The organism is Streptomyces sp. NPDC051243, assembly GCF_044455405.1.
Classification (GTDB): Bacteria; Actinomycetota; Actinomycetes; order Streptomycetales; family Streptomycetaceae; genus Streptomyces.
The window spans coordinates 295490-308672 of record NZ_JBITES010000009.1; the positions used below are offsets into that span (position 1 = coordinate 295490).

Sequence of the window (13183 nt, forward strand, 5' to 3'; positions counted from 1 at the left end):
TCTCCTGGCCCGACGGCCGATCCGGGCATCCACTGTCAGTGCCCGCAGCTAGCCTCTCAGATGTGTCCGCCCGTATCACCGATCCCGAGCAGCTCAAGGAGCTCCTCGGCATCCCGTTCACTCCGGAGCAGACGGCGTGCATCATCGCGCCGCCCGCCCCGCAGGTGATCGTGGCCGGAGCCGGATCCGGCAAGACGACGGTGATGGCGGCACGCGTGGTGTGGCTGGTCGGCACCGGCCAGGTCGCCCCCGAACAGGTCCTCGGCCTGACCTTCACCAACAAGGCCGCCGGTGAACTCGCCGAACGTGTCCGCAAGGCGCTCGTCAAGGCCGGCGTCACCGACCCCGATGTCATCGATCCGGACAACCCGCCGGGCGAGCCGGTGATCTCGACGTACCACGCCTTCGCCGGCCGCCTGCTGACCGACCACGGCCTGCGCATCGGCCTGGAACCGACCTCCCGCCTCCTCGCCGACGCCACCCGCTACCAGCTCGCCGCGCGCGTGCTGCGCGAGGCCCCGGGCCCGTACCCGGCGCTCACCCGCTCCTTCGCCGACCTGGTCAGCGACCTGCTCACCCTCGACTCCGAACTCGCCGAGCACCTCGTACGGCCCGAGGCCCTGCGCGCGTACGACGCCGAGCTGCTGCTCACGCTCCAGGGCGCCAAGCTCAGCAACGCCGATCTGCGCAAGGTCCCCGAGACGGCCGCGGCCCGCCGCGAACTCGCCGACCTGGTGGTCCGCTACCGGGCCGCCAAGCGCGAGCGCGACCTCCTCGACTTCGGCGACCAGATCGCCCTGTCGGCACAGCTCGCCCGGATCCCCGAAGTCGGCCGCATCCTGCGCGACGAGTTCCGCGTGGTCCTCCTCGACGAGTACCAGGACACGTCCGTCGCCCAACGCGTCCTGCTGGCCGGCCTGTTCGGGGACGGCACCGGCCACCCCGTGACGGCCGTGGGCGACCCCTGCCAGGCGATCTACGGCTGGCGCGGCGCCTCCGTCGCCAACCTCGACGACTTCCCGGAGCACTTCGCCCACGCCGACGGCCGCCCCGCCCGCCGCCAGGCGCTCAGCGAGAACCGTCGCAGCGGCGGCCGCCTCCTGGACCTCGCCAACGGCCTCGCGGAGCCCCTGCGCGCCATGCACGCGGGCGTGGAGGCCCTCCGCCCGGCCCCGGGAGCCGAGCGCGACGGCACGGTCCGCTGTGCGCTGCTGCCCACGCACGCCGAGGAGATGGACTGGATCGCCGACTCCATCGCCCACCTCGTGCGCACGGGGAAGGCGCCCGGCGAGATCGCCGTCCTGTGCCGCACGGCGACCGACTTCGCCGAGATCCAGGGCGCGCTCGTCGCCCGGGACGTCCCCGTCGAGGTGGTCGGCCTGTCCGGGCTGCTCCACCTGCCGGAGATCGCCGACCTCGTCGCCGTCTGCGAGGTCCTCCAGGATCCCGGCGCCAACGCCTCCCTGGTCCGCCTGCTCACCGGCCCGCGCTGGCGCATCGGCCCGCGCGACCTCGCCCTCCTGGGCCGCCGCGCACGGCGGCTGGTGTCCCACGCGCGCGTGGACGGCGACGACGACCCGGACCGCCGCCTCGCCGAGGCCGTCGAGGGGGTCGACCCGGCCGAGGTGATCTCGCTCGCGGACGCCCTCGACACCTTCCTGGAAACGCCGCTGGACGGCGACGAGGACGACGACAACCTGCCCTTCTCGCCGGACGCGCGCGTGCGGTTCGCCCGCCTGGCCACCGAGCTGCGCGACCTGCGCCGCTCCCTGTCCGACCCGCTGATGGACGTCCTGCACCGTGTCCTCGCCGTCACCGGCCTGGAAGTGGAGCTCTCGGCGTCCCCGCACGCCCTGGCCGCCCGCCGCCGCGAGACCCTGTCCAACTTCCTGGACATCGCCGCCTCCTTCGCGGCCGGCGACAACGAGGCGACCCTGCTCGCCTTCCTCGCCTTCCTGCGCACCGCCGCCCAGTACGAGAAGGGCCTCGACAACGCCCTGCCCGGCGGTGAGAACACCGTCAAGGTGCTCACCGCGCACAAGTCCAAGGGCCTGGAGTGGGACGTCGTCGCCGTCCCCGGCCTGGTCACCGGCACCTTTCCCAGCACCAAAGGGCGCGAGAAGTGGACCGCCCAGGGCAAGGTGCTGCCGCACGAGCTGCGCGGCGACGCCGACACGCTCCCCGACGTCACCTCCTGGGACTCCCGCGGCCTGAAGGCCTTCCAGGAGGCCATGAAGGACCACCAGCACACCGAGGAACTCCGCCTCGGCTACGTCACCTTCACCCGCCCCCGCTCCCTGCTCCTCGGCTCCGGCCACTGGTGGGGCCCAAGCCAGAAGAAGCCCCGCGGCCCGTCCGACTTCCTGCAGGCCCTGTACGACCACTGCACGGCCGGATACGGCGAGATCGAGGCCTGGGCCGACGAGCCCGCCGAGGTGGAGGAGAACCCGGCCCTGCACCGGGAGAACGCCGACCAGGTATGGCCCCTGCCACTCGACGAAGCCGCCCTGGCCCGACGCCGCACGGCCGCGGAGACGGTCCTGGCCCACCTGGAGAGCCTCACCACCGCCCGGGACGACGGCCGTCCCGCCGCGACGCACGACCCGGACACCTACGACGATCCGGACTGGCCGCCACCACCGGACGACGAAGCCCTCCAGGAGGAGTACGACGAGGAGGATCCCTTCTCCGCAGAGGACCCGGGCGACTGGGACTCCTGGACCACGGACCGCCCCTCGGTCCCGCACCAGGGCACGTCCCCGGAATCCTCCGCCGAGCCCCCGAAGGCACGCCCCCACCCCCAGGAACGGGAACTCCTCACACCTGAGGAGGAACCTCTCACTCCGGAGGTGGAACCCCTCACTCCGGAGGAGGCCAGAACCATCGCCTCCTGGGATCGCGACCTCGACGCCCTGACCGGGGAACTTCTGCGCGCCCGCGCGAGCGTCACGGACGTACCCCTGCCCGCGTCACTGACCGCGTCCCAGCTACTGCGCCTGGCCGCCGACCCGGACGGTTTCGCGCAGGAACTCGCGCGCCCCATGCCGCGCCCCCCACAACCCGCCGCACGTCGAGGCACCCGGTTCCACGCCTGGGTCGAGGCCCGCTTCGAGGAGCTGACGCTGCCCATGCTGGAGCCGGAGGACCTGCCCGGCAGCGAGGCCGAGATCGCCGACGAGCGCGACCTGGAAGCCCTCAAGGACGCCTTCGAGCGCACCGAGTACGCGCACCGCACGCCGTACCGGGTCGAGGCCCCCTTCCAGCTCGCCATCGCCGGCCGCGTCGTACGGGGCCGTATAGACGCCGTCTACAAGGAGGGCGACGGCGACGGGGCGACGTACGAGATCGTCGACTGGAAGACCAACCGCACCCGCACCGCCGACCCGCTCCAGCTCGCCCTGTACCGGCTCGCCTGGGCCGAGCAGCAGGGCGTGCCCCTCGAGTCCGTCGACGCCGCGTTCCTGTACGTCCGCAGCGGCGAGGTCGTACGCCCGGACGACCTGCCCGACCGGGCGGCACTGGAAAGACTGCTGACCGAGGAGCCGGTCGCGGAGGCGGACTGTGAGCAACCGCCCACCGAGGATGTCGGTGCGGGCCGATAGGCTCGTGACCATGAGCCAGACCCCGGACAGCGCCGTCCGCACGTACATCGAGCAGCATCGCGCCGCCTTCCTCGACGAGCTCGCCGAGTGGCTGCGCATCCCCTCCGTGTCGGCCCAGCCCGACCACGCGCCCGACGTACGCCGCAGCGCCGACTGGCTCGCCGCCAAGCTCAAGGAGACCGGCTTCCCGACCGCCGAGGTCTGGCCGACCCCGGGCGCGCCCGCCGTCTTCGCCGAGTGGCCCTCCGACGACCCCGAGGCGCCCACGGTCGTCGTCTACGGTCACCATGACGTGCAGCCCGCCGCACGCGAGGACGGCTGGGACAGCGAGCCCTTCGAGCCCGTCGTCCGCGAAGGACGCCTCTACGCGCGCGGGGCGGCCGACGACAAGGGGCAGGTGTTCTTCCACACACTCGGCGTCCGCGCCCACCTCGCCACCACGGGCCGCACCACCCCGGCCGTCAACCTGAAGCTGCTGATCGAGGGCGAGGAGGAGTCCGGCTCCCCGCACTTCCGCGCGCTCGTCGAGGAGCACGCCGAGCGGCTCGCGGCCGACGCCGTGATCGTCTCCGACACCGGCATGTGGTCCGCTGACACGCCCACCGTGTGCACCGGCATGCGCGGCCTCGCCGAGTGCGAGATCCATCTGTACGGCCCCGACCAGGACGTTCACTCCGGCTCCTTCGGCGGCGCCGTCCCCAACCCGGCGACCGCCGTCGCCCGCCTGGTCGCCGCCCTGCACGACGAGCACGCGCGCGTGGCGATCCCCGGCTTCTACGACGGCGTCGTAGAACTGACCGACCGCGAGCGCGAACTGTTCGCCGAGCTGCCCTTCGACGAGCAGCGGTGGCTGCGCACCGCCAAGTCGCACGCCACCCACGGCGAGGCCGGCCACACCACCCTGGAGCGCATCTGGGCCCGGCCCACCGCCGAGGTCAACGGAATCGGTGGCGGATACCAGGGCCCCGGCAGCAAGACGATCATCCCGTCCTCCGCCATGGTGAAGCTCTCCTTCCGGCTGGTCGCGGGACAGGACCCTGACCACATCGAGAAGGCCGTCCGCGCGTGGGTGGCCGACCAGGTTCCCGCCGGGATCCGCTGCGAGATCACCTTCAGCGGAGCCACACGCCCGTGCCTGACACCACTGGACCACCCCGCCCTGCAGTCCGTCGTACGCGCCATGGGCCGCGCCTTCGAGGGCCCCGTCCGCTTCACTCGCGAAGGCGGCTCGGGACCCGCCGCCGACCTCCAGGACGTCCTCGGCGCACCCGTGCTCTTCCTGGGCATCTCCGTCCCCTCGGACGGCTGGCACGCCCCGAACGAGAAGGTCGAGCTCGACCTTCTCCTCAAAGGCGTCGAGACCACCGCCTACCTGTGGGGCGACCTCGCCGCGAACTGGCGCCATGCGCCCTGAGCCACCGGGGCCGTCCGTAGCCGCGTCGAGCGCGGGGCACACTGAAAAGGCCGCCCCGCACCACCGAGCCCTGCCGCACCCGGTCGCATCCCGTCCCACGTCCCGCCGATCCGCCCGCCGAAGCACACCGTTCCACTGGGGGAGTTGGAAGCACCCGTGACCACCTGGACCGACCACACCGCCGACCGACCCATCTCGCTCACCGCCCCGAGCGGCATCGACCGCGCCGCCCACCACCGGCTCGACGAGGCCTGGCTCGCGGCGGCGTGGAGTCACCCCACCACCCGCTGCTTCGTGGTCTCCGGCGGTCAGGTCCTCATCGACGAGACGGCGGACGGCCGCACCGAACTCGTCATGACGCCCTCCTTCGAGGCCCCCCTCACCGAAGCGCACCGCTACTTCCTCGGCATCGACGAGGACGGCGTCAGCTACTTCGCCCTGCAGAAGGACGCGCTGCCCGGCCGTATCGACCAGTCCGCGCGCGCGGCCGGCCTGCGCGAGGCGGGCCTGCTGCTGTCGGCGCGCGACGTGGGCCTGATGGTGCACGCCGTCGGCCTGGAGAACTGGCAGCGCACCCACCGTTTCTGCTCCCGCTGCGGTGAGCGCACCGTGATCGCCGCGGCCGGCCACATCCGCCGCTGCCCCGCCTGCGGCGCCGAGCACTACCCGCGCACCGACCCCGCCGTGATCATGGCCGTCACCGACGAGGACGACCGCATCCTCCTCGGCCGCCAGGTCCACTGGCCCGAGGGCCGCTTCTCCACGCTCGCCGGCTTCGTCGAGCCCGGTGAGTCCATCGAGCAGGCGGTGCGCCGCGAGGTCTACGAGGAGGCCGGGATCACCGTCGGCCAGGTCGAGTACGTCGCCAGCCAGCCCTGGCCGTTCCCGTCCAGCCTGATGCTGGGCTTCATGGCCCGAGCCACCTCCACCGAGGTCGACGTCGACGGCGACGAGATCCACGAGGCCCGCTGGTTCTCCCGCGAGGAACTGCGCGCCGCCTTCGAATCCGGCGAGGTCATGCCGCCGTACGGCATCTCGATCGCGGCCCGCCTGATCGAGCTCTGGTACGGCAAGCCGCTGCCGACGCGCAGCGTCTGAGCGCCGGACGCGCGGTAATCGTGACCCAAGCAAAAGAGCGGTAATCGTGGCCCAAGCAAAAGAGTGGCCGCCCCGAGCCGGGACGGCCACCCTCTTGAAGTGCGTCGATCACACGCCGATCTTCTGCTTCACCTGAGCCAGCGACGGGTTCGTCAGGGTCGAACCATCCGCGAAAAGCACCGTCGGGACCGTCTGGTTTCCGCCATTCGCCTTTTCGACGAACGCCGCGGACGCGGGGTCCTGCTCGATGTTGATCTCGGTGTACGCGATGCCCTCGCGGTCCAGCTGCTTCTTCAGCCGCTGGCAGTAACCGCACCACGTCGTGCTGTACATCGTCACAGTGCCCTGCATGTCTCGCGCGCTCCTTAGGTGGCTCCGGGGAACAAGTCGTCCGCACCAGGGAACGTACGCGACCGGGACACCATTCCCGCCCGGGGTATGCCCGGCCACGTGACGCCTGCCGCATTAGTACGACTATCCATGCCTGCCTGTGGACAACCGGCGCAGCCGTCTCCGGCGACCTGGCAGCATGGCCGTGTGACAGCAGCAACGCACTCCACCCTCTTCCCGCAGGCACCGGACTCTGCCGACGCGGTGCTCGAAGGGCTCGACCCCGAGCAGCGCGAGGTGGCGACCGCCCTGCACGGACCGGTGTGCGTGCTCGCGGGCGCCGGCACGGGCAAGACCCGGGCCATCACCCACCGCATCGCCTACGGGGTGCGCGCCGGAATCCTCCAGCCCTCCAGCGTGCTCGCCGTCACCTTCACCAACCGGGCCGCCGGAGAGATGCGCGGCCGGCTGCGCCAGCTCGGCGCCGCCGGGGTCCAGGCCCGTACGTTCCACTCGGCCGCCCTGCGTCAGCTCCAGTACTTCTGGCCGAAAGCGATCGGCGGCTCCATGCCCCGGCTCGTCGACCGCAAGATCCAGCTCGTCGCCGACGCGGCCGCCGCCTGCCGCATCCGCCTCGACCGGAACGAGCTGCGGGACGTCACCGCCGAGATCGAGTGGTCCAAGGTCACCCAGACCGTCCCCGCCGACTACGCCCTCGCCGCCGCCAAGGCCGGCCGCGACGCCCCGCGCGACCCGGCCGAGATCGCCCAGCTCTACAACGTCTACGAGGACCTCAAGCGGGACCGCTCGGTCATCGACTTCGAGGACGTCCTGCTGCTCACCGTCGGCATCCTCCAGGACCGGCACGACATCGCCGACCAGGTCCGCGCCCAGTACCAGCACTTCGTGGTCGACGAGTACCAGGACGTCAGCCCGCTCCAGCAGCGCCTGCTGGAGCTCTGGCTCGGCGACCGGGACAACCTGTGCGTGGTCGGCGACGCCAGCCAGACGATCTACTCGTTCACTGGAGCAACCCCTGACCATCTGCTCGACTTCCGCACCCGCCACCCCGGCGCCACCGTCGTCAAGCTGGTCCGCGACTACCGCTCCACGCCCCAGGTCGTCCATCTCGCCAACGGACTGCTCGCCCAGGCCCGGGGCCGCGCCGCGGACCATCGCCTGGAACTGATCTCCCAGCGTGCCCCCGGCCCCGAACCCGTCTACACGGAGTACACCGACGAGCCCGCCGAGGCGGAGGGGGCCGCCCGTCGCATTCGGGAACTCATGGGCACCGGCGTTCCAGCCGCCGAGATCGCCATCCTGTTCCGCACGAACTCCCAGTCCGAGACCTACGAGCAGGCCCTGGCCGACGCGGGCATCCCCTACCAGCTGCGGGGCGCCGAGCGGTTCTTCGACCGCCCCGAGGTACGCAAGGCGGGCATCGCCCTGCGCGGCGCGGCCCGCTTCGGCGGCAACGACTCACTCCTCGACGACGCCGTCGACCTGCCCTCGCAGGTGCGTGCCGTGCTGTCGGGGGAGGGCTGGACCACTGAGCCCCCGGCCGGCTCCGGAGCCGTCAGAGAGCGCTGGGAGTCGCTGGCCGCCCTGGTGAACCTCGCCCAGGACTTCGCTGCCGCCAAGCCCGGAGCGACCCTCGCCGACCTGGTCGCGGAACTCGACGAGCGGGCGAACGCCCAGCACGCCCCGACCGTCCAGGGCGTCACCCTCGCCTCCCTGCACTCGGCCAAGGGCCTCGAGTGGGACGTCGTCTTCCTGGTCGGTGTCGCCGAGGGCATGATGCCGATCACCTACGCCAAGACCGACGAGCAGATCGAGGAGGAGCGCCGCCTCCTCTACGTCGGCGTCACCCGTGCCCGGCAATGCCTGCATGTCTCCTGGGCGCTCACCCGGGCACCCGGCGGCCGCCCGAACCGCCGCCCCAGCCGCTTCCTCGACGGACTGCGTCCCGGCTCGACCGCCACGGCCGGGCGCAACGCCACCGGCGGTTCCGGCGGGATCGAGCGCGGTTTCACCAGCAGACCGGACACCGCCCCGAGACGGACACAGCGCACCCCTGCCCGCTGCCGCGTGTGCGGACGCACTCTCACCGACGCCGGTGAGATGAAGCTGATGCGTTGCGAGGACTGCCCCTCGGACATGGACGAGCGTCTCTACGAACGCCTCCGCGAATGGCGTGGGGTCCAGGCGCGGCTCAGCGGCCAGCCGGACTTCTGTGTCTTCACGGACAGGACGCTGATGGCCATCGCCGAGGCGGAGCCAACCAGTCCGGTTGAGCTTTCCCGCATCCCTGGTGTCCTCAAGCGCAAGCTCGAACGCTACGGAGCCGATGTGCTGGCCATCTGCGCAGGCCAGGAGGTTGGGGAGGGCGTCGACGGGGAATGACACGAACTCGTCGAAAAAATAGTTTGCGCATGCCCCAGCAATCCCCATAGGTTCTTAGCCACGGGAACGGAGGCCTTCTCGGAGGCCCCAATTCCGTGTTCTACTTGCATACCCGTCGGACTGGCTCACCCAGTCCCCCGAGACGCCGAGAGGAGGCGAGTCCAGTGATCAGCATCAACAGCAGCTCCATCAGCACCGTCAAAATGACCGATCGCTCGGTCGTCGCCTCCCTGTGCATGCTCGGCGCCTCCAACCAGGGCACCGGTCTGTCCGGCATCCGTGCCGTGCGTCCGGCGTCCTCCGTGTCTCTCGCGGGCCTTCCCGTCCGTGAGCGCAATGAGCGACCGACCAAGGCACTGGAAGCGGCAGTAGAGGCAAAGGCGCAGGCCTATGCCTTTACGGCGACCGGTGCCGGATTCCGGAAGCAGACGACGCAGCACCACCTGGTGTGGGCCTTCCGTGGGCCAGAACCCTGGAGTGATCCAGCCTGACAGTCGATCAGGCCGGCGCCTTCAGGGCCGCGGAACCCCATCCGGGATCCGCGGCCCTTCTGTTTGTCCCCCAACGGGGATGACGGAGCGAAGGGGCCTCGGGACAAGAAAAGAACCCGGTACCAGCCGCCACCCGGTCCCACAGGACCGGAACGAACAGACGAGGAAGACCAACCGTGCAACTCGAAGCGCACGCCCCGTCCGTACCGCCTTCAGACGTGATCCCCAAGCCCGGCCTCACGGAGGACTCCACCTTGACCCCGCTCACTGCGCTCACCGCGCTCGACGACGCCATCGAGAACCTCGGCGTACCCGTCCCCTGCCGTTCCTACGACCCGGAGGTCTTCTTCGCCGAGTCGCCGGCGGACGTCGAGTACGCCAAGTCCCTCTGCCGCACCTGCCCGCTGATCGAGGCCTGCCTCGCCGGCGCCAAGGAGCGGCGTGAGCCCTGGGGCGTCTGGGGTGGCGAGCTGTTCGTCCAGGGTGTTGTCGTCGCCCGGAAGCGGCCGCGTGGTCGCCCGCGCAAGAACCCGGTCACGGCATGAACACCGCAGGAACGATCGACCGTCCCCTCACGCACGACCCCCAGAAGCAGGCCCCGATGAAGCCGTCAACCCACGAGCTCGCAGGCTCCGCGCCTGAAGACTTCACCACGCGTGGCGCGAACGACTCGCGTCAGAACAGGAACCGAGAGATGCAACTCATCCAAGAAGCCCTGGCACGTGCGCATATGCACGAGCGACGGCACGAGGCCCAGCGGGAACGCCGGGCCATGCATGTGGTGACCGCTCGCCGCATGCAGCGCCGGGCCGAGCGCGCCTCGATGCGCGCTCGCCGCGCGCTCGCCAGGGCGGTCATGCAGTAACCGACCACACCGCCAGACGGTGGCCTCCCGACAGGGGAGGCGGTAGCTCCCCGCGGGGGCCGGTCCGTGCGAACGGACCGGCCCCCGCGGTGCGTTGTGCCCGCCTAACAGCCGGTGGTGGCGTTATCGTCGCCGAGTGACGAGTCTTCCCGGAGGCAGTGACAACGGCGGCTCCGCCACGGAGCCCGAGCCGCTCGTGTGTGCTCGCTGCGGCACCCGGGCCCAGGTGCCGCAGCCCACCTGGACCTGCTCCGTGGAGAACGGCGTCCGCCAGTACTTCTGCGACGCCTGCTCCCGGGAGAACCTCAGGGCGATCGAGGGGCGACTGGACTCGGCCTGGTGGTAGCTCCGCTCACGCCTCTGCCGCCGACTCCTCCTCGTCCGTCAGCTCCTCCGGCGCGAACCCGGGCAGCCACTCCTCCAGTTCCTCGCGCAGCCGTACCGTCGCGCCCAACTGGCACAGCACGCCGATTGTGCTCAAGGTCACGCGGTGGATCAGGAGGTACGCGGGGGGCAGATTGAGTTGCTTGCCCAGTTGGTAGGCGGGGGAGCGGGGGTCCGCCACGCGAGCGGCCTGGCTGCGCATCCAGCCGCGGGTGAAGGTGAACTCCTCGACCTGGGCCGGTTCGATGATCGGCAGGAGGTAGTCGAGGACGGCGTCGGGGTCCAGGTCGATGGACTCCTTGACGAACCCCTCGGCGCAGAGGAGTTGGTAGACGGTGTCCGCCTCGCCGTCCAGAGTCAGCCGAAGGGAGTCGCCGATGGGGGTGGGCAGCCCGCCCGGAAGGCGGTCTACCGTGCCGAAGTCCAGGACACCCAGCCGCCAGTCGTCCTCGCCGTCGGGACCGCCCGGCAGGAGGCGGAAGTTGCCGGGGTGCGGGTCGGCGTGCAGGAGGCCGGTGCGGGCCGGGCCGGAGAAGAGGAAGCGGGCCAGGAGCTGGCCGGCGCGATCGCGCTGCTCCTGGGTGCCGTGTGAGATCACCTCCGAGAGCGGTACGCCCTCCATCCACTCCGTGACCAGGACCTGCTCGCACTGGTGGACCACTGCCGGCACGACGACGTCCGGATCGTCGGCGAACTCCTCCGCGTGCACCTGCTGGGCCTGTGCTTCCAGGCCGTAGTCCAGTTCCTCGGAAACCCGGTCCCTGAGCTCCGCGATCAGCGGCTTGATGTCCATGCCGGGGATCAGCGGCCCCAAAAGTCGGGCGAACCGGCTCAATTGGTTCAGGTCGGACAGCAGGGCCTCGCCGGCTCCCGGGTACTGCACCTTGACCGCCACCTCACGGCCGTCGTGCCACACCCCCCGGTGCACCTGGCCGATCGAGGCCGCCGCGGCGGGCTTGTCCTCGAACTCCAGGAACAGGTCGTGCCAGTCCTCGCCGAGCCGCTCCGCCAGCACCGTGTGCACGGTGCGCGTCGGCATCGGGGGCGCGGCCTCCTGCAGCTTCGTGAGCGCCGCGCGGTAGGGACCGGCGATCTCCTCGGGCAGGGCGGACTCGAACACGGACAGGGCCTGGCCGAACTTCATCGCGCCGCCCTTGAGCTCGCCGAGCACCTTGAACATCTGCTCCGCCGTGCGCTGCTGCAGCTCACGGCCGACGATCTCGGCGGACTCGCCGACGATCCGCTTGCCCAGCCCCCAGGTCGCCCGCCCGGCGAAGCCGAGCGGAAGCGCGGCGAGCTTGGCGGTACGCGTGACCGCCTTGCGGGGAAGATCAGACATGCGCCCTCCAGGTCCCAGCCGGCCGCTCCGCCTCTGCCTTACGGCTCAACTCGTTCGACGGCCCTTGCTCCGCCATTGTCTCGTGCGACTCCTCGTACTCGGAGGGGTGTTCTCCCTCACCTTTCTCCGCGGCGCCGCAGGAGCACGCCGGGTGTGCCCACACCGGCCGGGCGTGCCAGCTCAGACCGGGCAGGGACACTTCCCAGCGTGCACCCGCGCTCGACGGAACGTGTCCGTCCAGGAAGGCGAGGGCGTGCGCGGCCGCCAACCCGGCGACCGTGGTGGCCAGCGTGAGATCGCAGGGCGGCACCTGGCGCGCCCTGCCCGAGCCCGAGCGCCACTGCGCGACCAGGCGGGGCCAGGTCGGATCGCGGTCGGTGCGCCCTTGGTCGAGGCAGCCGGCGCAGCCGGTCTCGCCCGGCAGGACGAGCGGGCCGACGACCCCGGTTCCCTCCACGACACCGGCGTACAGATGGGGCGTACCGGAAGTGATCAGGGGTTCGGCGGCGGAGGGGGAGGGTGCGTGCACGGCGACGTCGTCGCGCGGGGCGATGATCACCAGGGAGTGGCCCGTGCTGTCCTCCCCGCGAGACGCCCCGGGGGCGCGGCGCGGTGGGCGGTCCGGTGCCGAGTGGCGTGCGGCTCGCCGCGCCGCCTCGGCCCTGCGGTCACCGACCGCCTCGACGGGCAGCCCGCCGGGTGACACGTCCCAGGGCTCGACACGGCCGACGTCGCGTACGTCGACCTCGCCGACGCCCGCCCCCGACAGCAGCGAGGCCACCTGTGCGCCCACCCGTCCGGCACCCCTCACCTGTACACGCAGTGAGCGGCGGGCGGCCAGGCGGCCGATCGCCTCGCCGGGCTCGGATGTGGTCAGGGACAAGGAGGCCAGGTCGGGGCGGAGCCGGTCCAGGACTTCCCGCTTGCGGCGCAGGGTGTCGGCGGCCGGTCCGCCGCCCTTGGCGTCGTCGAGCAGTCCGGCCCGCGCCAGTCGCCGCACCAGCCCGTCGACATGGCCGTCCGGCAGATCCATTCGGCGGCCCTCTTCGCGCAGCAGCTCCAGGCCGCGGGTGCCGTTGAGCAGGTCGAGGAAACTGCCTGTCGCCGTGTCCATCGGGCCCACCGTCATGGCGTGCGCCGGAGTCATCCCGAACTGCACGGTGTTGAGGTCGCGCCACCCTCGCCTGAGTGCGGGCTTCACCAGCGGAGCCACCGGAACCGTCGCATCCGCGGAATGCGTCGCGCCTGCCGTATGCG

General features: G+C 71.4%; 11 protein-coding genes. 8 read left to right on the forward strand and 3 right to left on the reverse strand.

Annotation, left to right across the window (positions count from 1 at the left end; translation table 11 throughout):
* Positions 1 to 62 precede the first annotated feature (62 nt).
* From ACIBAG_RS24420 to nudC, 3 genes are all read left to right on the forward strand, one after another.
* On the forward strand, positions 63 to 3602 hold the full coding sequence (locus tag ACIBAG_RS24420) for a UvrD-helicase domain-containing protein (protein ID WP_399107610.1): 3540 nt from the start codon (positions 63 to 65) through the stop codon (positions 3600 to 3602).
* Positions 3603 to 3612: 10 nt separating this feature from the next.
* Positions 3613 to 5016, forward strand: coding sequence for a dipeptidase (locus ACIBAG_RS24425; protein WP_399107611.1), 1404 nt, complete (start codon positions 3613 to 3615; stop codon positions 5014 to 5016).
* A gap of 156 nt (positions 5017 to 5172) precedes the next feature.
* Positions 5173 to 6114, forward strand: a complete 942-nt coding sequence (gene nudC / locus ACIBAG_RS24430; protein WP_399107612.1) for an NAD(+) diphosphatase — start codon at positions 5173 to 5175, stop codon at positions 6112 to 6114.
* A gap of 108 nt (positions 6115 to 6222) precedes the next feature.
* Here nudC and ACIBAG_RS24435 read toward each other — a convergent pair whose 3' ends face one another.
* Entirely contained in the window at positions 6223 to 6465 is a 243-nt protein-coding gene (locus ACIBAG_RS24435) for a mycoredoxin (protein WP_031479355.1), read from the reverse strand.
* Between the two features lie 129 nt (positions 6466 to 6594).
* Between ACIBAG_RS24435 and ACIBAG_RS24440 the strand changes: the two genes are divergently transcribed.
* From ACIBAG_RS24440 to ACIBAG_RS24460, 5 genes are all read left to right on the forward strand, one after another.
* Positions 6595 to 8847 (forward strand): ATP-dependent DNA helicase UvrD2, encoded by a 2253-nt coding sequence (locus tag ACIBAG_RS24440; protein WP_399107613.1) that lies wholly within the window; start codon positions 6595 to 6597, stop codon positions 8845 to 8847.
* A gap of 164 nt (positions 8848 to 9011) precedes the next feature.
* The gene (locus tag ACIBAG_RS24445; RefSeq protein WP_399107614.1) at positions 9012 to 9338 is read left to right on the forward strand and encodes a hypothetical protein; all 327 of its coding nucleotides are present in this window, start codon (positions 9012 to 9014) and stop codon (positions 9336 to 9338) included.
* A gap of 176 nt (positions 9339 to 9514) precedes the next feature.
* Complete coding sequence (locus ACIBAG_RS24450; RefSeq protein WP_126394927.1) at positions 9515 to 9883, forward strand: WhiB family transcriptional regulator; 369 nt, start codon at positions 9515 to 9517, stop codon at positions 9881 to 9883.
* Positions 9880 to 10203 (forward strand): hypothetical protein, encoded by a 324-nt coding sequence (locus ACIBAG_RS24455; RefSeq protein ID WP_399107615.1) that lies wholly within the window; start codon positions 9880 to 9882, stop codon positions 10201 to 10203. Before ACIBAG_RS24450 ends, ACIBAG_RS24455 begins: the two co-directional genes overlap by 4 nt.
* Positions 10204 to 10339: 136 nt before the next feature.
* Positions 10340 to 10549 carry a hypothetical protein gene (locus ACIBAG_RS24460; protein ID WP_399107616.1) on the forward strand — a complete coding sequence of 70 codons (210 nt, stop codon included), beginning with the start codon at positions 10340 to 10342 and terminating at the stop codon, positions 10547 to 10549.
* A gap of 6 nt (positions 10550 to 10555) precedes the next feature.
* On the opposite strand, the gene ACIBAG_RS24465 is transcribed toward ACIBAG_RS24460, so the two are convergent.
* Positions 10556 to 11926, reverse strand: a complete 1371-nt coding sequence (locus ACIBAG_RS24465; protein ID WP_399107617.1) for an ABC1 kinase family protein — start codon at positions 11924 to 11926, stop codon at positions 10556 to 10558.
* A complete protein-coding gene (locus ACIBAG_RS24470) occupies positions 11919 to 13139 on the reverse strand; it encodes a TOMM precursor leader peptide-binding protein (RefSeq protein ID WP_399107618.1) in 1221 nt (406 codons plus the stop codon). Before ACIBAG_RS24470 ends, ACIBAG_RS24465 begins: the two co-directional genes overlap by 8 nt.
* Positions 13140 to 13183: the final 44 nt, after the last annotated feature.